The sequence below is a fragment of the Rhizobium sp. R635 genome (genome assembly GCF_002211285.1).
Classification (GTDB): Bacteria; Pseudomonadota; Alphaproteobacteria; order Rhizobiales; family Rhizobiaceae; genus Rhizobium.
In genome coordinates this window covers 115,080-136,409 of the sequence record NZ_LOKX01000002.1, presented here as the reverse complement: position 1 = coordinate 136,409, position 21,330 = coordinate 115,080, and the positions used below count along the sequence as shown (strand labels likewise).

The following is a 21,330-nucleotide window of genomic DNA, read 5'->3' as shown; positions in this document are numbered from 1 at the left end:
TATTCGACGCGGATCATGCCAAGGGAGGAATGGTGATGCGGGTTTTGGTAATCGGAGCGACGGGCCATGTCGGCACCTATCTCGTGCCCCGCCTGGTCGAGGCAGGTCACGAGGTCATCACCATCAGCCGCGGCGCGGCGAAGCCCTATACGGCAAACCGCGCCTGGGCCTCTGTCGATCAGCGGCAGATGGATCGGGCGGCAATGGAGCGGACCGGTGAATTTGGCCCGGCCGTACGCGGAGTGAAAGCCGATATCGTCATCGACATGATCTGCTTCACGCTGGAAAGCGCAAAACAGCTGGTGACGGCGCTGTCCGGCCATGTCGGCCATTTCCTGCATACCGGCACGATCTGGACGCATGGCTACCCCGTGGCCGTGCCGACGAGGGAAGATGCGCCGAAGTCCCCCTTCGGTGACTATGGCGTGCAGAAGGCGGCGATCGAGGCCTATCTGCTACAGCAGGCAAGACTTCAGGCATTTCCCGCGACCATCATTCATCCCGGCCACATCGTCGGCCCCGGATGGGCGCCGCTCAATCCGGCCGGCAATTTCAACCTGCAGGTTTTTTCCACCCTTGCCCGGGGCGAGACGCTGGCTCTGCCCAATTTCGGCCTGGAGACCGTTCATCACGTCCATGCCGATGACGTGGCCGCCATGTTCATGGGTGCGATCGCCAATTGGAATGCCTCGACCGGCGAGAGTTTCCATGCGGTTTCGGAGCAGGCGCTGACACTTCGCGGCTACGCGGAGGCCATGTCGCGATGGTTCGGGCACGAGCCGAAGCTCACCTTCTCGCCATTCGATCACTGGGCCGAAGGCCAGGTGGCCGAGGATGCGGAAGCGACATGGGAGCACATCGCCCGCAGCCCGAATTGCTCGATTGCCAAAGCCGGCCGTTTGTTAGGCTATACCCCGAGATATACATCCCTGCAGGCGGTGCAGGAGTCGGTCGGCTGGCTCGTCGGGCAGGGGCGGATCGAAACCTAAAGCATGTCGCGCAAAAGTGTGCAGCGGTTTTGCGGCAACGACATGCGTAAAACAAGGCCCTAAAGCGCAAGGAGCGAATCTGAAAGATCGCGATGCGCTTTAGCGGATCAGGATCACCCTGAAATCATTGACGTTGGTTCCTGTCGGCCCGGTCTCGAAGAGATCGCCGATGGCCTTGAAGCCGGAATAGCTGTCATTGCCGTCGAGCAGGCGGCGGGGATCAAGGCCGGCGGCGCGCAGGCGCTTCACGGTGCCGCCATCGGCAAAAGCGCCGGCATTGTCCTCCGATCCGTCGATGCCGTCCGTATCGGCCGCCAGGAGATGAATGTTCTCATGTCCGTCGATCGCGAGCGCCGCAGCGAGCGTGAATTCGCCGTTGCGCCCGCCCTTGCCGCCCTTGGCTCTCAGCGTCACCGTGGTCTCTCCGCCGGAGAGGATGACGACGGGCTTCGAAAACGGCCGGTCTCGGCCCAGAACTTCGCGCGCGATCGCCGCATGCACCAGCGCCACCTCACGCGCTTCTCCCTCGATGGCATCCGAAAGGATGACTGCTTCGAGCCCCTGCGCCTTCGCCACGGCAGCCGCCGCCTCCAGTGAGACGCCGGCCGAGGCGATGATGTGATGCTCGTGCCGCGAAAAGACCGGATCGTCCGGCTGCGGTGCATCTGCCTTCGGTGAGTTCAGATGGTCGAGCGCTGCCTGCGGCAGCTGCAATCCGTATTGCCTGATAATTTCAAGCGCATCGTGCCGCGTCGAACCGTCAGGCACCGTCGGCCCGGAGGCGACATGGGCAGGATTGTCTCCCGGAATGTCGGAGACGATCAGGCTGACGACCCTCGCTTTGGTCGCCGCCGCAAGTCTGCCGCCCTTGATGGTGGAGAGATGCTTGCGCACGACGTTCATTGCCGAAATCGGTGCGCCGGAGGCAAGCAGCATTTCGTTGAGCGCGATTTCGTCTTCGAGCGTCAATCTCTCCGGCGGGGAGGGCAGCAGCGCCGAGCCGCCGCCGCAGATCAGCGCGATGACCAGATCGTCTTCGGAAAGGCCGCGCACGGTTTCCATCAGCCGCCTTGCTGCGGCAAGTCCTGCGGCATCCGGCACCGGATGCGCCGCCTCGATGATCTCGATGTCGCGGGTCTCGCAGCCATAGCCGTAGCGGGTGACGACAAGCCCTTCGAGCTTTTCGTCACAGACGCTTTCCAGCGCCTGCGCCATCTGCGCCGCGCCCTTGCCGGCGCCGATCACCACGGTCCTTCCTTTCGGCTTGGCAGGCAGATGCGCCTTGATGCCGGTCAGTGGATCGGCGGCGCGAACCGCCGCGTCGAACAGGCTTTTCAGGAAATCACGGGGAGCGGTTATCGTCATCGGCGGTCTCTGCAGCTTCAAATATCGATCGTGACTCGAACTGTCGGCGCATCGGCGTGCCCGCGTCAAGGTCGAAGAGGGTGCAGATTGACAGTGCGGGCGTTCTTGAGCAGTCGCAGATGCGACACGAATAGAAAGCCTTAACCATACTCCCGTAGACATCGAATAGAATCAGAGGAACCTGTGTTCGATGGCTACTGACATGACCCGCCGCCCCGCCTCCAATGAAGGCAGGATTATTGCTTTTCCCTCCGCAACCGGACCGGCCAATATCGAGCGCTGCGCCCGCGAACTTGGCCGGCGACATGGCGCGGATGCGCTGGAGTTCTGGAAGGCCGAATGCCGCAGGTTCGCCGATCAGCTTCTGGCGGCCGGAATGCCGGAGAACGATGTCCGCCAGCGGGTGATGCAGTTTCAGGAAGATGTGCAGACCGAACTCGTCCTCAGCCACGAGAAGCGGGCCATCGCAAAATCGCAAAAGCGATAATGGCAATCGCGCCGGTTATCTAAAGAGCCGGGCTTATTGTGGCCGCCATGAAAGGCGCGGGCCTTGGGTCCGCGCCCAAGCTCCATCCTAACGCCGCGAGGCAACGATCAGGTCTTCCTCTTCATCACGCTGCGATCCGCCAAGGGCCGCGGCGGCGGAGGCGATGAACGCTCCGATCAGAAGCGACAGCGAGCCGAGCAGAGCTGTAGTAGAGGCGGTCTTGCGCGCCTCGTCGGCCGCTTTCTGAGCGGCGACCTTGGCATCGTCTATGCGCTTGAGCACCGTATCGACGCGAGTGCGGGCATCCGCTTCGGAAAGGCCGGTCCGGGACGATATGATGGTAGCAAGATAGGCCTTGTCGTCGTCGGGGACTTGCCCCTCGGCAGCGCCGTTGAGCAGGATGCGGGATACTTCCGACGTAGCCGCAGCATTGTTGTCGGTTGCCTGCGCGCGAGCCTGTTCCGGACGCAACAACGCGTCGGTGAAATAGGCCGTGGACAGATCTACAGGCGAGGTTGCCGATGATGCGGCCGCCGCACCGGCGACGGTGGCGGTCGAACCGACAGCCTGTGCTGCCGAACCCACGGCTTGCGCGCCTGCGCCGGCGAGCGATGTCAGCGATGACGTGAGAAATCCGGCGACGAATATCGTTGCCAGCGCCCAGCTTATGAAACCATGTGCTGTGTCGCGGAAGAAGACCTCGTCGGTGTGGACGGTCGCCCATTTCGTGCGCAGCCGACCCGTAATATAACCGCCGAGCGCTGAAGAGAGCCATTGCACGACGACAAGCCAGATCGCTGCCGTCACGCCGAGCGTGCCGAGCGAACTGCTTTCTCCCGACCAGGGAGACACCATCGTCAAGCCGACGCCGGACCCCAGAAGCAAAAGGATGAGCGTCACTGCGATGGCGGCGGCCGCGCCTGCGAAGATCGGCCCCCATGTCATGGCGGATTTAGAGGATTCGACCGGAGCGACGACCTCTCCGGAACCTGTCATTGAAACCGACATGATCCGATCCTATCGCATAAACAGAGCCAGAAGGATGATGATTGGCAGTGGAACGCCAAGCAGCCAAAGTAGAATACCGCGACCCATGAGAGACCTCCTGTCAAAGCCGACGTTACGTGGTTGAGGCCATTTAACTTTTAACCCCGGCGTTTGTTCCCGACCGGTGTGGAGCGACCAAAGACGGCACGATCTCTTTAATCGCGCGGAAGCTTCCCGAGCAGAAGCAGATTGCCGGACCGGTTGCCGCATCCTCGGCACTTGAGGCGCTTGGCCAAGGTGGCGAGAGACAGCTCATCGCCGCAGCGCCGGGTAACGTCCCGCCGGTCGATCGGCGTTTGGTGACGACATGCCCGGCAGCGGGCATGAACGACGAACCATTGCGGCAGGGTCGCCAGGGTCTGCCTTTCGATTTCGATGGCATAACCAGCAGGGGGCTGAAGCTCGATACTGCGACGATGCTTCATCTTCGTTCGAAGGCCGGTGTCCACCCCCGCGTCATGCCGCGGCTCATCGCCCCCTCCGTCAGGGCAAGCTGAAGCCTGAGGTGGCGGCAATCGAGCAGCAAAGTCGTGATCGCGGCACGGACGTTCCCATCGTGAAAGGCGACGACTGCGTCGACCTCTCCTCTCAGCGCTTCGTCTGCCAGTTTTTCGGTAATCTCGGCGCGCACGGCCTCGCTCTCCTTCCAGAGTTTTCCTGACGCAAGTTTTCAGATTGGCGGCCGCCACGCCGAATGTTCTTATTATGTTCCGTTCGGCATTCGAGTCAAGAGTGGAGACACCCGCACGCTGCCCATCCCGTTATCGTCCTCGACGAAGCAGCGGAGCCGTTGCGGGAAAGCTGCGCAAAAGCGGGGAATCGTGCTGAAGATGAGAGATCGCGCAGAATGTGGGTGGGTGTGTGCGGAGACAGGAGGCTCCGTCCGCGCGATCTCCTCGATATCAACGATCGTCGGCAACCAAGGTTCCCGTAGGTTTGCAAACTGAAACAATCTCGAAAGCCGCTTGTCCGCCAGCAGTCAGCAACGCGGCAGCGAGGAGGCAAAGGCTCGTTCGAGCGGTGCTTCGTAGAGGCAAGAATTTTGCGCTTTGGGTGCTGACGCCGACCGAGGAGAGCGCATATATGTTCAGACGGAAGGTGATCGGCGCGCTCCATCCCCTCATTGGGAGGCTGCATCACCTGGCCGCAGTGTAATTGGAGACGCATTGATGAGCAGATTACGGGCATTTGTAGCAGTCGGCGCAATCGCTTTTGCCGCCATTACCTCGGCCTGCTCGACGCCTCCGAACTCCTATGGCTCGGCATCGGGATATGTGCCGGGCGATTCCATGAACCCGGCCTGTGCCGATGGCTTCCGGCCCCGGGAGGGCCGTGCGTGCAGCTACTAGAGCCGGCTGCCGGGCGACGCGTCCTGGGAACACTTAGCCCTCGTCTCCGTTCCTCCATTCCAACGATAGGAGGAAATACCCATGGATTGGAACCGTGTTGAAGGCAATTGGAAGCAGATGAAAGGCAAGGTGAAGGAGCAGTGGGGCAAGCTCACTGATGACGACCTTGATATCATCGACGGCAAGCGCGACCAGCTCGAAGGCAAGATCCAGGAGCGTTACGGCTACGAGAAAGACCGGGCCAGGAGAGACATCGACGACTGGTACGGCCGCCAGACGTGGTAATGGCAGCGCCTTGCACACGACGAGCCGTCGGCATTTGGCCGGCGGCTATGTGATGGTAGGGCGCCGATACGCGCTCGATCGCGTCTTGCGGCGACTGGGACCGGAGCGCTCACCGAACACCATAGGCCGGCGCGAGCACCACCAGCGGCACGCCGGCCGGCGTTTCTGGGATGCGCGGAGCCGTTCATCGGAGGTTAATCCTCATTAACCCAGAATCGCAGCCTGAAAGGATGCGCCGATGAAAATGCTTTTTTCCTCACTTGCAGCCATTGTCTTGTCTGCATCTTTCGCCCTGCCGCTGAACGCCAGGCCGATCGTCGTGCCGAACGCAGCGCAACTGCACACCTCAGACGTCGAGCAGGTCAAACACCGTCGTCACGGTCATGGACATGCGTATGGCCACTGGAAGAAACACCGGTACGCTCACCGCGACTGCCGGTATTACGGCTCGTGCTATCGTCCGCGGTATTACGGCAGTCGCGACTATTATGGCTATCGCGATGATTACTCCTATCGTCGTCGATCAGGTGTGACCGTCTATTTCGATTTTTAGTCGGCAGCGCCAGGGAACACCAACCTGGGAGCTCAACAAACGCACCGCCGGACTTACCGGCCGGCGCCAGAACGGTCTTGGATGAAAAGAAAGGGTCGGTGCGAAAATTCGCCCGACCCTTCTTTGATCGCATCAGCGCGGTGCCAGTACATCCGTGGTCACCAGCAAAAGCCATCTGATAGATTAAATTTATGCGCCTCGTGGATTTACGCAAGGAGTAGGACGGTGCTGATTTGGGGCTAGGCGAGGGGGCGGCCGGTAGCTTTGCCGCCACAGCGACCCGTCCGCCTCACCAGTTGAGGTGGCAAACCTTTTAGGCCATACCATTATCCACAGGAGTCGAACCGTAGAAAGGGCGCTTCAAAAGTGGGGAGGGAAAGTGGGGAATTAAGTGCCTGCCTTCGGATTTCTCAACAAAAACAGGCACTTATTTCTATAAACTGGCTCCCCGGGCCGGATTCGAACCGGCGACCTGTCGATTAACAGTCGAATGCTCTACCGCTGAGCTACCAGGGATCACTGCTTGGCGCGGTGTGAGTGGGCTAATACAAATGCTTGCCCGATTTGCCAAGCGGTTTTTTCAAAAAAATGAAATGAACTTGTATTTGGGTCGCCTGTGCCCATCTGTGATGCATGACGAATGGGAATGATTGTGGACAGACGCGGGGCGGCGCGGAGCGCAAGGAGCGGGCAGGGCGCTTCGGTATCGATCACGCAAGCGGCAGGCTCGTGCTCGGTTCCTTCAGTTTCGGCATGCCGCGCTCGCGCCTTGCGCGGATGGCAATCGGCATTGCCCTGATTTTCTGCGGACTGCTGGGCTTCCTGCCCATCCTCGGTTTCTGGATGCTGCCGCTTGGCTTCCTGGTGCTCTCGCACGATCTGCCGCTCGCGCGCCGGCTTCGGCGGCGGCTGGCGGTCTGGTGGCACAGGCGGCGGAAACCGGCAGGCTGACGGTTATCCCCGCGGAACAGTGGATGGCTTTCCGCATTCATGGTTTATGGATGATAAAAAGCAAAGCTGCGCCAAGATGGTTCAGGTGAGGAAATGAAGGCATTTTTTGTTGTCGTGCTGTCAGCGGCGGCGATTCTCTCGAGCGTTCCCGCTGAAGCTCAGGTCGACAGCCGTGGTTTTGACGCTCGCGGCATCTGCCGCCGTCCCGAAGGCTGCGTCGTCGATCACGGTCAAGGCGGCAGCTATAACGGGCCTCGCAACTATCGCAATTTCAACGGCCGTAACGACCGAGACCAGAATGACCGCGACCGGGACAACCGCCGCTATCGCTCCCAAAACAGAAGCGACAATCTCGGCAATGATCGCGCCCCGCATGTCCGCTTGGCAATGACTGTCGGCTGATGTCGCAGCGGCGGCCGATTCGATGGAAATCCTGATCGCATTTTCATTCTGTGGCGACGGCCTATGCGAATTCGTCTCTAGTTGGGCCTCAATTCGCTCGCCTCGAAAACTCCGTCATTGCCGGGATCGATTGTGGTGGCCATCAAAAGGCTGCAGGCGGCAATGAGGACGACGAGCTTCAGCCCGTAAGACGCCATGGAGCCACGCCGCCGGTGCCCCGGCGATACCCGGCAGGGCGCGATGTAATATTTATAGTAGAAGTGGGGATCGCTCGTTTCCAGCAGGTTCTGGTAGACGTGCGGCGGAATATCCGCATGTTTCACCGATCGGGAGCCAGGGAATTTTACCAGCAGATCCCGAGTTTCGGCATCGTATGCCGCGTGCATGTGCTTCGATTTGAGGGCGGCCCAATCCATCGCGGCTCCTACGCAGCTTTCATGCCCTCCCGATGAAATAAGATGTCCGGACGACGGTCGAAGTCAAGCTTAGGATTTGTGTCAAATACGATCCTTGGCCGGAAATGGAGCATCGTCATCCTATGGAAACCTTGGTTCGCGACGGATCGCTCCGGGATGGGAAAACGACCTTTTCGGCAGCAGCTGAACGCCGTTTTTCCGAAATGCCCTCTTGCGATTTCCTTACGATCATTCTAAACGCTCGCCACGGCTCGGATAACGAGCGGGTGAGGCCTCGTGGCGGAGTGGTGACGCAGAGGACTGCAAATCCTTGTACCCCGGTTCAATTCCGGGCGAGGCCTCCAATCTTCTTCCACATGATACAATTTGGCTTTGAGACGCGGCGCATGCCGGGATCTGCATCTGCCGATATGGCAGGTGCCGTGCGGAGAATATGTTTGAGCGCGCTCTATGCACTCGCTCTCAGGTCGCTTCGCCGTCCAGCAGCCCGCAGCAGAAGATACCGATCAGTGCTGCGAGGATGAAGAAATCGAACAGCGTCAGATATTCGAAAATCGCAGACATGGCCTGCTCCTCCTATTCCTCCATGAAAAATCATAGCACGAAGGGGCAGACGGTTCCACGCTGGAGTTGCAGCATGCCCATGCCTCCTGTGGCGCGGAAGAAGCGCGCGCCGGATTCTTTTCGCAGGCCGCTGGCAAGCCTTGAAAGCATTCGTCCCGGAGATTAAGAGACGGGGGACAGGAACCGCTTTCAAAGAGCGAGAGGACATGATGGATTTCGAAGCAGCGCGCGCAAAGATGGTCGACAACCAGGTTCGCACGACGGACGTTACCTCGCATTCCGTGCTGACGGCGTTTCTCACGGTGCCGCGCGAGGCTTTCGTGCCGGAAAAGGCGAAGGTGCTGGCTTATATCGATAACGACGTCGAGATCTCCGCCGCCGCACCCGGAAAGCCGGCCCGCTTCCTGATGGAGGCGTCGCCGCTTGCCAAGCTGCTGCAGCTCGCCGCCATCACCAAGGATGATTTCGTCCTCGAAGTCGGCTGCGGCACAGGTTACACCTCGGCGCTGCTGTCGGTCGTCGCCGGTTCCGTTATCGCGCTCGAATGCGATGAGGCGCTGGCCGCCGAGGCGAAGGCGCAGCTTGCCGGCTACGGCAAGGTCGAAGTCGTGACCGGCCCGCTCGAAAAGGGCTACGCGGCCGGTGCTCCCTATGATCTGATCTTCGTCAACGGCGCTGTCGAAGAGGTTCCCGCAGCCCTTCTCGATCAATTGCGCGACGGCGGCCGTCTGGTCACGGTCGAGGGTTACGGCAATGCCGCCCGCGCCAAGGTCTTCGTCGCCGAACGCGGCGCCGTTTCGGAAAACGTCTTCTTCAACGCCTCCGTCAAGCCTCTGCCGGGTTTCGCCAAGGCACGCGAATTCGTTTTCTGAGGCCGTCTTCATCGATGAAATTCTTAAGCGGGCGCCATCGGCGCCCGCTTTTTTGTCGGCGCCGTCGGAAAGCCTTCACAAACGCCGCCTATCCTGAATCCTCCGCGTCGAGCCGGATGGAATAGGGGGCGTTTTACCTCTGTCGTCGCCGAGAAAATTACCGCCGGCTTTCCGGCGGCAAACATTGGGTAACAAAACTGTGCATGGCCCCATTCATTTGATTCGCGATGATTTTTTTCACGCCTGGGGTATTCTAAGGTCGTGGTGATTCGGATGACCGCTCCACACCATCCGGTCGTTGTTTTGGGATAACGGGGATAGATATGGCTCAGCCAAGTGTAGCGCGTGAACCGTCCATGGAAGAAATTCTGGCCTCGATCCGCCAGATCATCGAAAGCAATGAGCCCGGCGCCGGCAAGGCGATTTCCGCATCTCTGCCGCCGGTCTACGGCGCCGACGAGGATGAGAATGGCTCCGAAATCCATCTGACGGTTGATGATACCTATGCCGGCGTCGAATTCCCCGAGCCGGTCGCACGCTCTTCTTCCGATCCGCGCTTCGTCGCCGCCAATTCGGCCGGCACCGCCCCCGAGCCTGAAGTGCCTGCCCGCGCGCTGTCGCTCGCCGATGTCGCCGCCCGCGTGCGCGCCGCCTCCGAGCGCAGTGCTGCGCAGGCCGGTCAGGCGCTGCGCGAAATTCCGAGCGCCTTCCGTCAGCCCGAACCGCAGCCGGCCGTGATGCCGGAGCCGCCGCGCGCCGCCGCGCCGCAGCCGCAGCCACAACCGGTTCCGCCCGTTTTCCCGGTTGCTCCGGCGCCTGTTCAATATGCTCCGGTGGAACAGCAGCCGGCCGAGCCGGTGTTTGCGGAAGCGCCGAGAGTTGCCGTCGCCGAGCCGGAACCTGCCGTCGAAGTCGCGCCGCCGGCGCTGGAGCCTGCCGCAGAATCGTCAACCGAGCGTTTCCTTCCGAGCGTCATGGAAGAGGTCCAGCCGACGCTGCTCTCGGAGGATGCCGGCCTGCAGATCAGCCGCTCTTTCGAGGAACTCGCCGCCGCCATCGACGGCGCGGAGCGCCGCTCGCTGGATGAGATCGCAGAAGACATGCTGCGCCCGATGCTGCGCGAATGGCTGGACGATAATCTGCCGACGCTGGTCGAACGGCTGGTGCGTGAGGAAATCGAGCGCGTGGCGCGCGGCCCGCGCCGCTGATCGGATTGCTTTTTCCTGAAAAGCCGCTCCGGTCTCCGGGGCGGCTTTTTTATTGACTTGGCCGTGCCCATCCTATTTACAAAACCCCATCCTCGAACCTCGAAATTGGCCAGAAAATGCTCGACAAGACCTATGATTCCGCTGCCGTCGAACCGAAAATCGCCGCGAAATGGGATGAGGCGGACGCCTTCCGTGCCGGCGCGAACGCCAAGCCCGGGGCCGAGACCTTCACCATCGTGATCCCGCCGCCGAATGTCACCGGCTCGCTGCATATGGGCCACGCGCTGAACAACACGCTGCAGGACATCATGGTGCGCTTCGAGCGCATGCGCGGCAAGGACGTGCTCTGGCAGCCCGGCATGGACCATGCCGGCATCGCCACGCAGATGGTCGTCGAGCGCAAGCTGATGGAACAGCAGCTGCCGGGCCGCCGCGAGATGGGCCGCGAAGCCTTCATCGACAAGATCTGGGAGTGGAAGGCGGAATCGGGCGGGCTGATCTTCAACCAGCTGAAGCGCCTCGGTGCCTCATGCGACTGGTCGCGTGAACGCTTCACCATGGATGAGGGCCTGTCCAAGGCGGTCGTCGAGGTTTTCGTCACGCTCTACAAGGAAGGCCTGATCTACAAGGACAAGCGCCTCGTCAACTGGGATCCGAAGCTCTTGACGGCGATCTCGGATCTCGAAGTCGAACAGCATGAGATCAAGGGCAATCTCTGGCATCTTCGTTATCCGCTGGAGCCGGGCATCACCTATCAATACCCGGTTGCTTTCGACGAGGAAGGCAAGCCGACCGAATGGGAAACGCGGGACTATCTGGTCGTCGCCACCACGCGTCCGGAAACCATGCTGGGCGATACCGGTATTGCGGTCAATCCGGAGGATGAGCGTTACAAGTCGATCGTCGGCAAGCATGTCATCCTGCCGATCGTCGGCCGCCGTATTCCGATCGTTGCCGACAACTACGCCGATCCGACCGCCGGCACCGGCGCCGTCAAGGTCACGCCTGCGCATGACTTCAACGACTTCGACGTCGGCAAGCGAGCCGGCCTGCGTGCGATCAACATCATGAATATCGACGGCACGATCGCCATCAAGGATAACGAGGACTTCCTCGAAGGCCTCGACCATCCGGCCGCCCTGCACGGCGCCTGGGACCGCCTGGAAGGGCAGGACCGTTTCTACGCGCGCAAGGTCATCGTCGAAATCTTCGAAGAGGCCGGCCTGCTCGACAAGATCGAGCCGCACAAGCACATGGTCCCGCACGGCGACCGTGGCGGCGTGCCGATCGAGCCGCGGCTGACCGAACAATGGTATGTCGACGCCAAGACGCTCGCCGAACCGGCGATCGCCTCCGTGCGCGAAGGCCGCACCAGGATGGTGCCGAAGAGCTGGGACAAGACCTATTACGAATGGATGGAAAACATCCAGCCCTGGTGCGTCTCCCGCCAGCTCTGGTGGGGCCACCAGATTCCGGCCTGGTACGGCCCGGACGGCCAGGTCTTCGTCGAAAAGACCGAGGAAGAGGCGCTGCAGGCGGCGATCCAGCATTACCTCTCGCACGAAGGGCCGATGAAGGCCTATGTCGAGGACCTGCTGGAAAACTTCAAGCCGGGCGAGATCCTGACGCGCGACGAGGACGTGCTCGACACATGGTTCTCCTCCGCCCTCTGGCCCTTCTCGACGCTCGGCTGGCCGGATGAGACGCCGGAGCTTGCACGTTATTACCCGACCAACGTTCTCGTCACCGGCTTCGACATCATCTTCTTCTGGGTCGCCCGCATGATGATGATGGGCCTGCACTTCATGAAGGACGAAGACGGCCAGCCCGTCGAACCCTTCAATACCGTCTATGTCCATGCGCTGGTGCGCGACAAGAACGGGCAGAAGATGTCGAAGTCGAAGGGCAACGTCATCGATCCGCTGGAACTGATCGACGAATACGGCGCCGATGCGCTGCGCTTCACCCTGGCGATCATGGCCGCACAGGGCCGCGACGTGAAGCTTGATCCGGCCCGCATCGCCGGCTACCGCAACTTCGGCACCAAGCTCTGGAACGCCACGCGCTTCGCCGAGATGAACGGGGCGAAGAGCGACCCGCATTTCGTGCCTGAAGCCGCCGAGCTCACCATCAACCGCTGGATCCTGACGGAACTTGCCCGTACGGAACGTGACGTTACGGAAGCGCTCGAAGCCTTCCGCTTCAACGATGCGGCCGGCGCGCTCTACCGCTTCGTCTGGAACGAGGTCTGCGACTGGTATCTCGAGCTGTTGAAGCCGGTCTTCAACGGTGAGGACGAGGGCGCCAAGGCCGAGGCTCAGGCCTGCAGCGCCTATATTCTCGAAGAGATCTACAAGCTCTTGCATCCGTTCATGCCCTTCATGACCGAAGAGCTCTGGGCGCATACCGCGGGGGAAGGCAAGGAACGCGACACGCTGGTCTGCCATGCCGAATGGCCCGCGCCCTCCTATGCCGATGACGCGGCCGCCGACGAGATCAACTGGCTGATCGACCTCGTCTCAGGCATCCGCTCGGTGCGCGCGGAAATGAACGTGCCGCCATCGGCGACCGCGCCGCTCGTCGTCGTCAAGGCCAACAACCTGACCCGCGAAAGGCTGTTCCGCCACGACGCCGCCATCAAGCGGCTTGCGCGCGTCGAGGCGATATCGCTGGCCGATGATGCGCCGAAGGGCGCTGCTCAGATCGTCGTGGCCGAGGCCACCATCTGCCTGCCGCTCGGCAAGCTGATCGACCTCTCCGCGGAAAAGGCTCGGCTTGAAAAGGCGATCGCCAAGATGGAAGGTGAGATATCACGCATCAACGGCAAGCTCTCCAACGAGAAGTTCGTAGCCAATGCCAACCCCGAAGTGGTCGAGGCAGAGCGCGAGCGTCTCGAGGAGCTGGAAGGCCAGATAGCAAGCTTGAGGATCGCTCTCTCCAGGGTCAGCGAAGCCGGGTAAGTTTCAGCAGTCATTTTGGCAAGATATTTCAAAGACGCGTCCTCGCGGGCGCGTCTTTTTTGCCCGCTGGCTTGCGTGCGATTCGGCCTTGAAAGTGGCCAATTTCCGGCTTCTGCCCTGTGGATTGTGTCTGTATGGGCATGCCGCAGGCGAAAACTCGAACTGTTGTCGGATTGATACAGCTTTCACAATGTTTGGAATGAATGCCCCAAAAGCGCACTAAAATGGCGCCATCGGCGGAATAAAATTTTATTAACCAGATTTTTTGACGTGTCCGTCAATTTCTTTACGTAAATTAGCCGTTGCAATGACTGGAGGCGCCGCCGTTGGGCGCGTTGCCATTTCCGGCGAACACTTACACAGTGTCGCCACATCAATTGCTGGAGTGGGGGAGACACAATGGCACCGCGTATGTTTTCCAAGGGCGTAACGTCGCTCGTTCTTCTTTCGTCGCTTGCCTCGCCGTCCTTTGCTGGTGGCCTGGAGCGTGGCGGATACAATATCGATCAGCTGTTCGACACGTCGCCTTTCTCGTTTCAGTCTGGTGTGATCTACGTCACGCCGCAGCGCAAGCTGAAGGACGTCCGAGACACGGATACGTCGGCAGCTCCAGGCGGCGGCAATCTGAACAGCCGTCCAGACACGGCTGACGATACCTCGAATTACACCATCCCCTATATCGGCTTTAAGGCCGGTTTCGCCGACACGATCGACTGCCTCGTCGACTATTCGGAGCCCTTCGGCGGGCATACCGACCCCGGGCTGAACTGGGCTGGCGCCAACAACAACATCGAGACGGAGATCAAGACCCGCAACTATGGCGGCACCTGCTCCTATCGTTTCGACGTCGGCCCTGGGCAGCTTCGCTTCATTGGCGGCGCCTTCTATCAGGAAGTCGAGGGCTTCAAGGAACGTCTGGTTTCAACGGTTCCGCTTCTGATCGGTACCGGAACCGGCGTCGGTCGCCTGGATCTCGAAGACAGCGGTTGGGGCTGGCGCGCCGGTCTCGCCTATGAGATCCCGGAATATGCGATGCGGGCGAGCCTCGTCTATAACAGCCGCGTAAAATACGACAATCTCACAGGTACGGTCGATCTGACGCAGGTGACTGCACCGTTCGCACCGCTGAATGGCGCGCCTTACGGAAGGGTCACGTCGGTTTTCGGCTCGGCCGAAGCGCCGGATTCGCTGGAGCTGAAGCTGCAAAGCGGCATTGCTCCGGATTGGCTCGCCTTCGGATCGGTCAAGTGGACGAACTGGAGTGTCCTCCAGTCTGTGCCTTTCTGCCCGACGTCGACGAAGGGCCTCGTCGCCTGCAGATCCGGCGGCGCCACGGAGCTGACCTCGCTCGATCTTCTTTATCGTGACGGCTGGACGATCAGCGGCGGTGTCGGCCACAAGTTCAACGATCAATGGGCCGGTGCGGTTAGTCTGACATGGGACCGCGGCACCAGTCACGGCTACGGCGCGCAGACCGATAGCTGGACGGTGGGCCTCGGTGCAGCCTACACGCCGACCGAACATATCGAATGGCGTTTTGCCGGTGCCGTGGGCGTGTTGACGAGTGGTTCGTCTGGCGCTGTGACCCAGAATGGGATCACCTACGGAGATGATGTCTCCTATTCCTTTGATAACGATCTGATCGCTGCACTGTCGACAAGCATAAAGATCAAGTTCTAATTCCACGATCTGAAGAATTGAGGAGCCCGGCACTGCCGGGCTCTTCTTTATGCGCGCCCGTTAATCATGTCATTTCCTGGCCCCGTTTTGTGACGATTCAGCAACACTTTTTTACGACGGATGGCGTATGGTGGCGATGGGGCGAATTTGTCCATTTCCCGCCACAAAGAGAGCGCACCGATATTTGCGGGCGAGGTGATGGCAGACTTACGGTGCGTGTAATCAGTAGCATGGGTCGATTTTTTTCCGGTAACAGCAGATCGTACGGCGCAATTGGCGACAGCCGCCTGATTGCGCCCGTTTCTCTTTCCGGGCAGGGCTGTTCCGGCCGTAAATTCGATCTCACGATCATGCCGTCGATTCATTCAACGTCGTCGTTTTTTGCCCGTTCGCATAGGCAAGCGAGCTTCACCGGAGCTGTCGATACCGGTTTGGTCACATTTGCTATTTACGAATGCGATAAAGGCGGGAAGGCGGATGCCGCGCCCGCCGCAAGAGTGCCGGGAAGATTGCAGTCGGGCCGTGCCGCAAGCCGGGTGGTCCTGAATGATGCGCTGAAAATTCGGCCTTTGAAAAAAGGCCAGTGGGCTGGATGCGACGCGGGCAAAGGAGCCATGGAGCTCGCCGCGGGATCGCTCGCCTCGACGGGATACATCCGCGGGATGCACGGCCTGAGCGCCGTCACCTGCCAGGGATGAACGAGAGAAATCGGTTGAAATGGTGACGTCCGAGTTCAAACTGTTCAAATTCATGCTGATGGGCATGTCGGTGGCCGTTGCGCTGGCCATGACGTGTCCGGCCCGCGCCTTCGACATCAAGGCCGGCGTCAGCAAGGAATCCGGTCCTTTCGATCTCTTCAAGTTCGGCTTCAAGGCCTATAAGAACGGACAGAAGGAAGAGGCGGTCGAGGCCTATAAATACGCCGCCGAAAAAGGCCATACCGGTTCGCGCTGGGCGCTCGCCAACATGTATGCCGATGGCGACGGCGTCACGCAGGATGATTTCGAGGCCTTCAAGATCTATAGCGAGATCGCTCAGCAGGGCGTGGAACCCGGATCTGAAGATACCGGCTTCTTCGTCAACGCGCTGCTTTCGCTCGCCAACTATTACAAGCACGGCATATCGGGCAGCCCCGTCAAGATCGACCTGACCCAGGCGCGTCAGCTCTATTTCCAGGTGGCCTCCACCTTCGGCGTTCCCGAGGCGCAGTTCCAGCTGGCGCAGATGATGCTGGCCGGCGAGGGCGGCAGCGCCAGCCCGCAGCAGGCGAAGAAATGGCTGAACCAGGCCCGCAAGAGCGGCCATCCCGGCGCCATGGCCGTCTTCGGCAATATTCTTTTCGACGAAGGCCAGACGGCCCGTGGCCTGGCCCTGATGACGGCGGCGCTCGACCGCTGCAAGCCGAAGGATTGCAACTGGATGGAAGCGCTGCAGGAGCAGGCTTTCTCGGTTGCCAACGAAGCCGATCGGCGCACTGCGGTATCGCTGTCGCACAGCATCGCAAGCGGTTCCGACGATTGAGGTAAAGCCTCAGGCCGCGAAATCGAAATAGGCGATCACCGGCACGTGGTCCGACGGCTTCTCCCAGGCCCGCACATGTTTTTCCACCGCAGCCGACGTCATCCGGTCGGCCGCTTCCGGTGACAGCAGCAGGTGGTCGATCCGGATGCCGTTGTTCTTCGGCCATGCTCCGGCCTGATAATCCCAGAAGGAATAGAGCTGCGTCGCATCCGTCGTCGCCCGCACAGCATCGGTCAGGCCGAGATTTTCGAGCCTGCGGAACGCCTCTCGCGTCTGCGGCAGAAACAGCGCGTCATTTTCCCAGACCTTCGGATCGAAGCAGTCGTGCGGTTCGGGGATGACGTTGTAGTCGCCGGCAAGGATCAGCATCTCCTCATAGGCGAGCCGTTCGGCGGCAAAGGCCCGCAGACGTTCCATCCAGGCGAGCTTGTAGGGATATTTCTCGGTGTCGACAGGGTTGCCGTTCGGCAGGTAGAGGCAGCAGACGCGCAGGATGCGCATATCGGCGAGCGTGAACACCGCTTCGAGGAAGCGCGCCTGTTCGTCCAGCGGATCGCCGGGCAGGCCGCGATTGACTTCGAAAGGCGAACTCTTGGAGAGGATCGCGACGCCGTTGAAGCCTTTCTGGCCGTATGTTTCGACGTGATAGCCGAGCGCCTCGATCTCCAGCCGCGGAAAACCCTCGTCGACCGTCTTGATCTCCTGCAGGCAGACGATATCGGGATCGGAATCCTTGAGCCATTGCGTGAGATTGTCGATGCGCGCCTTGACGCCGTTGATGTTCCAAGTCGCGATCTTCATCTCTTCGTCCTGTTGGCTCTCAGCATGTCGCGCAAAAGTGTGCCGCGGTTTTGCGATGACGACATGCCGCAAAACCAAGGAGCTAAACCGCAGGCCAAGCGAATCTGAAAGATCGCGACGCGTTTTAGCGCGCTTCTTTTATCGCGGTCTTTCACCGGCGGACAAGACGATAAACCGGCCGGAAGCAATTCTTCGGCCGGTTCGATGGGGACAATGCAATGGGTTGGAAGCTCAGATCGAGAAGCTGGTGCCGCAGCCGCAGCTTGCCACCGCGTTCGGGTTCTTGATCTGGAAAGATTGGCCGAGCAGATTATCGACGAAGTCGATCTCCGAACCCGCCATGTAGACGAGCGACAGGCTGTCGATCAGCACTTTGGCATCGTTCTTTTCGACGACGACGTCGTCGTCACCGGCGCCGTCGGCAAGGTCGAACTTATAGGAAAAACCCGAACAGCCGCCGCCTTCGACGGAAACGCGCAGGGCGCTCTTGCCGGCCTCGGCGCCGACGATCGCAGCGATGCGCTTTGCTGCGGCATCTGAAAGGGTTACACTCGTATCCGTCATGTTTCCTCCTGCCGGGGTCAAGATCCGGAGAGAATGGGTTTCGGCACTCGAATGTTCAAATGCCTGATATCAAAGGAACTTACCATGATCTTCGTTAAAAGGCCATGATGCGCCGAAGCGGTTGGGAACACGCCTCTTTGCCGTTTCATCGGGCTATAGGTATGAAGAGCGCAAAGCGGCGTCAATGGGCAGATGCGGCAACAGACAGAATGACGGTGAAGAATGACGATTGACAGACGTGCTTTGGGTTTCGGCGGTAGCGAGCGGGCGGTCTATGCGGCGGATCCCTGGACGACGCGCGGGCGCTTCTACCATGAGGATGGAAGTCCGACGCGTTCGGATTTCCAGCGCGACCGCGACCGCATCGTCCACACCACCGCCTTCCGCAGGCTCAAGCACAAGACTCAGGTCTTCATCGCCCAGGACGGCGATCACTACCGAACCCGCCTGACGCATACGATCGAGGTGGCGCAGATCGCCCGCGCGCTTGCCCGCGCCCTGAAGCTCGACGAGGATCTGGCCGAGGGCGTGGCGCTCGTCCATGATTTCGGCCATACGCCGTTCGGTCATACGGGTGAGGATGCGCTGCACGAGGTTCTGCTGCCCTATGGCGGCTTCGACCACAATGCCCAATCGCTGCGCATCGTGACCAAGCTGGAGCGGCGTTATGCCGAATTCGACGGCATCAACCTGACATGGGAAAGCCTCGAAGGCCTCGTCAAGCACAATGGTCCGCTGCTGACGGCGGAAGGGGCAGGCACGCGCGGCCCCGTTCCGCAGCCTATCCTCGATTATTGCGAATTGCACGATCTCGAACTCGCGACTTATGCCAGCCTGGAAGCCCAGGTCGCGGCGATCGCCGACGACATCGCTTATAACACTCACGATATCGACGACGGCCTGCGCTCGGGCTACCTGAATTTCGACATGCTGGAGGAAATTCCGTTCCTTGCCGGGCTGATGGCCGAGGTGAGGGAGCGATATCCCCATCTGGAGCCGAGCCGCTTCACCCATGAAATCATGCGCCGCCAGATCACCCGCATGGTCGAAGACGTGATCGGCGTCGCGCAGCAGCGCCTTTCCCTGATCCGCCCGCAGAGCGCAGGCGACATCCGCGCGGCCGACCGGGTCATCGCCACCTTTTCCGAGGGGATGGCCGAAACCGACAAGCAAATCAAGGCGATGCTCTTCAAGCGCATCTACCGCAATCCAGACATCATGCGCATCCGCGCGGGTGCGGCCCAGATCGTCACTGATCTCTTTGCCGCCTACATGGCCAACCCGAAGGAGATGCAGAGCCATTACTGGGTCGATCATATCGCCGGTCTCTCCGACGCGCCGAAAGCCCGTCATGTCGGCGACTATTTGGCCGGCATGACGGATACCTATGCGATCAGCGCCCACAGGCGATTGTTTGACCACACTCCGGATTTGCGATAGGCAGCGGTCGCCCCGCCGAGGGCCGATTTGAGCCTTTGGCACAGCCTATGCATGGAAGAGTGCGATGAACCTTTTTACCGACTTCGAAGCCAGGATCAAAACCGCCCTTGAACAGATCGATCTGGTCAGGGAAAAGCGATCCGAGCTCGATTTCGGCCGCATCACCGTCGAGCCGCCGCGCGATGCGAGCCACGGCGACGTTGCGACCAATGCCGCGATGGTGCTGGCAAAACCGCTCGGAAGCAATCCGCGCGCGCTGGCCGACGTCATCATTGCCAAGCTGAAAGAGGATGCCGACGTCGCCGATGTCTCGGTCGCGGGCCCCGGTTTCATCAATATCCGTCTCTCCGTCGGCTACTGGCAGCGGGTCCTTGCCTCGATGATCGGCGCCGGCACGGATTACGGCCGTTCGACGCTCGGCGAGGGCCGCAAGGTCAATGTCGAATATGTCTCGGCCAATCCGACCGGCCCGATGCATGTCGGCCATTGCCGCGGCGCTGTCGTCGGCGACGCGCTCGCCAACCTGCTCGCTTTTGCCGGCTACGACGTCGAGAAGGAATATTACATCAACGATGCGGGCTCGCAGATCGACGTGCTCGCCCGTTCCGTCTTCCTGCGTTATCGCGAAGCGCTCGGGGAAAGGATCGGCGAGATCCCTTCCGGTCTTTACCCGGGTGACTATCTCGTGCCGGTTGGCCAGTCGCTGGCCGCCGATTACGGCGTGCGGCTGCACAACATGCCGGAAGACCAATGGATGCCGATCGTCAAGGACCGCACGATCGATGCGATGATGGTCATGATCCGCGAGGATCTGGCGGCGCTGAACGTCCATCACGACATCTTCTTTTCCGAGCGCACCCTGCATGCCAATGGAGCGGCGGCCATCCGCACGGCGATCAACGACCTGACCTTCAAGGGTTACGTCTACAAGGGCACGCTGCCGCCGCCGAAGGGGCAGCTTCCCGAAGACTGGGAAGACCGCGAGCAGACGCTGTTCCGCTCGACCGAGGTAGGCGATGACATGGACCGGCCGCTGATCAAGTCGGACGGCTCCTACACCTATTTCGCCGCCGACGTCGCCTACTTCAAGAACAAGTTCGACCGCGGTTTCGACGAGATGATCTATGTGCTCGGCGCCGACCATGGCGGTTACGTCAAGCGCCTGGAAGCGGTTGCACGCGGCGTCTCGGAGGGTAAGGCGAAGCTGACGGTGCTGCTCTGCCAGCTCGTCAAGCTCTATCGCAATGGCGAGCCCGTGAAGATGTCGAAGCGCTCCGGCGATTTCGTCACGCTTCGGGACGTCGTCGAGGAAGTCGGCCGTGATTCGGTCCGCTTCATGATGCTTTATCGCAAGAATTCCGAACCGCTCGACTTCGATTTCGCCAAAGTGACGGAACAGTCGAAGGACAATCCCGTCTTCTACGTGCAGTACGCGCACGCCCGCTGCATGTCGGTCTTCCGGCAGGCGAGGGAGGCTTTTCCGGACCTCGATGTTTCGCCCGAAGATCTCGCGAAAACCGTTGCTGGCATTGGTGATCCGGCCGAATTGCAGCTTGTTGCCAAGCTTGCCGAATTCCCGCGTGTGGTCGAGGCGGCGGCCCAGTCGCAGGAGCCGCATCGCCTCGCTTTTTACCTCTACGACCTCGCCAGTTCGTTCCACGCGCACTGGAACAAAGGTAAAGATCAGCCGGAATTACGATTTGTTAATGATAAAAACCGAGAATCAAGTATTGCCAGACTTGGGCTGGTGTACGCCGTCGCGTCGGTTTTGAAGTCGGGACTCGCCATTACAGGCACTGCCGCACCTGACGAAATGCGATAACGTCACCATTTCCCCACAATGCGCTGGCATTTGAGCGTTGGCGTTTGCGAGTGG

The 21,330-nt window shown here is 60.5% G+C and carries 22 protein-coding genes and 2 tRNA genes; 16 read left to right on the top strand and 8 right to left on the bottom strand.

Annotation, left to right across the window (positions count from 1 at the left end; genetic code table 11):
* The first annotated feature begins 35 nt into the window (after positions 1-35).
* Complete coding sequence (locus tag ATY78_RS03525) at positions 36-989, top strand: NAD-dependent epimerase/dehydratase family protein (protein ID WP_088680964.1); 954 nt, start codon at positions 36-38, stop codon at positions 987-989.
* Between the two features lie 99 nt (positions 990-1,088).
* Here ATY78_RS03525 and ATY78_RS03520 read toward each other — a convergent pair whose 3' ends face one another.
* Positions 1,089-2,354 carry a glycerate kinase gene (locus ATY78_RS03520; RefSeq protein ID WP_088680963.1) on the bottom strand — a complete coding sequence of 422 codons (1,266 nt, stop codon included), beginning with the start codon at positions 2,352-2,354 and terminating at the stop codon, positions 1,089-1,091.
* A 190-nt stretch (positions 2,355-2,544) separates the two neighbouring features.
* Between ATY78_RS03520 and ATY78_RS03515 the strand changes: the two genes are divergently transcribed.
* Positions 2,545-2,841: a DUF6074 family protein gene (locus ATY78_RS03515; RefSeq protein WP_088680962.1), complete on the top strand. Its 297-nt coding sequence runs from the start codon at positions 2,545-2,547 to the stop codon at positions 2,839-2,841.
* A gap of 87 nt (positions 2,842-2,928) precedes the next feature.
* On the opposite strand, the gene ATY78_RS03510 is transcribed toward ATY78_RS03515, so the two are convergent.
* The 3 genes from ATY78_RS03510 to ATY78_RS03500 all read right to left on the bottom strand — a co-directional run bounded on the left by ATY78_RS03510 (position 2,929) and on the right by ATY78_RS03500 (position 4,519).
* Positions 2,929-3,849: a hypothetical protein gene (locus ATY78_RS03510; RefSeq protein WP_088680961.1), complete on the bottom strand. Its 921-nt coding sequence runs from the start codon at positions 3,847-3,849 to the stop codon at positions 2,929-2,931.
* A 194-nt stretch (positions 3,850-4,043) separates the two neighbouring features.
* Positions 4,044-4,313 carry a hypothetical protein gene (locus tag ATY78_RS03505; protein WP_088680960.1) on the bottom strand — a complete coding sequence of 90 codons (270 nt, stop codon included), beginning with the start codon at positions 4,311-4,313 and terminating at the stop codon, positions 4,044-4,046.
* Complete coding sequence (locus tag ATY78_RS03500) at positions 4,310-4,519, bottom strand: hypothetical protein (RefSeq protein WP_088680959.1); 210 nt, start codon at positions 4,517-4,519, stop codon at positions 4,310-4,312. Before ATY78_RS03500 ends, ATY78_RS03505 begins: the two co-directional genes overlap by 4 nt.
* Before the next feature lie 538 nt (positions 4,520-5,057).
* Between ATY78_RS03500 and ATY78_RS03495 the strand changes: the two genes are divergently transcribed.
* The 3 genes from ATY78_RS03495 (at position 5,058) to ATY78_RS03485 (ending at position 6,075) form a co-directional block, all read left to right on the top strand.
* The gene (locus ATY78_RS03495; protein WP_088680958.1) at positions 5,058-5,237 is read left to right on the top strand and encodes a hypothetical protein; all 180 of its coding nucleotides are present in this window, start codon (positions 5,058-5,060) and stop codon (positions 5,235-5,237) included.
* 81 nt (positions 5,238-5,318) lie between these two features.
* The gene (locus tag ATY78_RS03490) at positions 5,319-5,522 is read left to right on the top strand and encodes a CsbD family protein (RefSeq protein WP_088680957.1); all 204 of its coding nucleotides are present in this window, start codon (positions 5,319-5,321) and stop codon (positions 5,520-5,522) included.
* A 238-nt stretch (positions 5,523-5,760) separates the two neighbouring features.
* Entirely contained in the window at positions 5,761-6,075 is a 315-nt protein-coding gene (locus ATY78_RS03485) for a hypothetical protein (protein ID WP_088680956.1), read from the top strand.
* Positions 6,076-6,516: 441 nt separating this feature from the next.
* Here the strand turns inward: ATY78_RS03485 and ATY78_RS03480 are convergent.
* A tRNA-Asn gene (locus ATY78_RS03480) sits at positions 6,517-6,591 on the bottom strand.
* A 117-nt stretch (positions 6,592-6,708) separates the two neighbouring features.
* On the opposite strand from ATY78_RS03480, the gene ATY78_RS03475 reads away from it, so the two are divergent.
* Both ATY78_RS03475 and ATY78_RS03470 read left to right on the top strand, forming a co-directional pair.
* Entirely contained in the window at positions 6,709-7,026 is a 318-nt protein-coding gene (locus tag ATY78_RS03475) for a hypothetical protein (RefSeq protein WP_088680955.1), read from the top strand.
* Positions 7,027-7,119: 93 nt separating this feature from the next.
* Complete coding sequence (locus ATY78_RS03470) at positions 7,120-7,428, top strand: hypothetical protein (protein ID WP_088680954.1); 309 nt, start codon at positions 7,120-7,122, stop codon at positions 7,426-7,428.
* A 77-nt stretch (positions 7,429-7,505) separates the two neighbouring features.
* Here ATY78_RS03470 and ATY78_RS03465 read toward each other — a convergent pair whose 3' ends face one another.
* Positions 7,506-7,844: a KTSC domain-containing protein gene (locus ATY78_RS03465; RefSeq protein ID WP_088680953.1), complete on the bottom strand. Its 339-nt coding sequence runs from the start codon at positions 7,842-7,844 to the stop codon at positions 7,506-7,508.
* Positions 7,845-8,114: 270 nt separating this feature from the next.
* Here ATY78_RS03465 and ATY78_RS03460 point away from each other — a divergent pair.
* From ATY78_RS03460 to exoR, 7 genes are all read left to right on the top strand, one after another.
* Positions 8,115-8,188 (top strand) — tRNA-Cys (locus tag ATY78_RS03460).
* A gap of 426 nt (positions 8,189-8,614) precedes the next feature.
* Complete coding sequence (locus tag ATY78_RS03455) at positions 8,615-9,280, top strand: protein-L-isoaspartate O-methyltransferase (protein ID WP_190237377.1); 666 nt, start codon at positions 8,615-8,617, stop codon at positions 9,278-9,280.
* A 323-nt stretch (positions 9,281-9,603) separates the two neighbouring features.
* Complete coding sequence (locus ATY78_RS03450; RefSeq protein WP_088680951.1) at positions 9,604-10,488, top strand: DUF2497 domain-containing protein; 885 nt, start codon at positions 9,604-9,606, stop codon at positions 10,486-10,488.
* Positions 10,489-10,604: 116 nt separating this feature from the next.
* Complete coding sequence (locus tag ATY78_RS03445; RefSeq protein ID WP_088680950.1) at positions 10,605-13,448, top strand: valine--tRNA ligase; 2,844 nt, start codon at positions 10,605-10,607, stop codon at positions 13,446-13,448.
* A 399-nt stretch (positions 13,449-13,847) separates the two neighbouring features.
* Positions 13,848-15,128, top strand: coding sequence for an OmpP1/FadL family transporter (locus tag ATY78_RS03440; protein WP_088680949.1), 1,281 nt, complete (start codon positions 13,848-13,850; stop codon positions 15,126-15,128).
* A gap of 89 nt (positions 15,129-15,217) precedes the next feature.
* Positions 15,218-15,826, top strand: coding sequence for a hypothetical protein (locus ATY78_RS03435; RefSeq protein ID WP_245313479.1), 609 nt, complete (start codon positions 15,218-15,220; stop codon positions 15,824-15,826).
* A 19-nt stretch (positions 15,827-15,845) separates the two neighbouring features.
* On the top strand, positions 15,846-16,649 hold the full coding sequence (gene exoR, locus ATY78_RS03430) for an exopolysaccharide production regulator ExoR (protein ID WP_088680947.1): 804 nt from the start codon (positions 15,846-15,848) through the stop codon (positions 16,647-16,649).
* A 9-nt stretch (positions 16,650-16,658) separates the two neighbouring features.
* Here the strand turns inward: exoR and xth are convergent, their stop codons facing one another.
* Complete coding sequence (xth, locus tag ATY78_RS03425; RefSeq protein ID WP_088680946.1) at positions 16,659-17,450, bottom strand: exodeoxyribonuclease III; 792 nt, start codon at positions 17,448-17,450, stop codon at positions 16,659-16,661.
* A gap of 231 nt (positions 17,451-17,681) precedes the next feature.
* The gene (gene erpA, locus ATY78_RS03420; protein ID WP_088680945.1) at positions 17,682-18,014 is read right to left on the bottom strand and encodes an iron-sulfur cluster insertion protein ErpA; all 333 of its coding nucleotides are present in this window, start codon (positions 18,012-18,014) and stop codon (positions 17,682-17,684) included.
* A 222-nt stretch (positions 18,015-18,236) separates the two neighbouring features.
* Here erpA and ATY78_RS03415 point away from each other — a divergent pair, with 222 nt between their 5' ends.
* Both ATY78_RS03415 and argS read left to right on the top strand, forming a co-directional pair.
* Entirely contained in the window at positions 18,237-19,454 is a 1,218-nt protein-coding gene (locus ATY78_RS03415; RefSeq protein WP_088680944.1) for a deoxyguanosinetriphosphate triphosphohydrolase, read from the top strand.
* A 64-nt stretch (positions 19,455-19,518) separates the two neighbouring features.
* Complete coding sequence (gene argS, locus ATY78_RS03410) at positions 19,519-21,276, top strand: arginine--tRNA ligase (protein WP_088680943.1); 1,758 nt, start codon at positions 19,519-19,521, stop codon at positions 21,274-21,276.
* Positions 21,277-21,330: the final 54 nt, after the last annotated feature.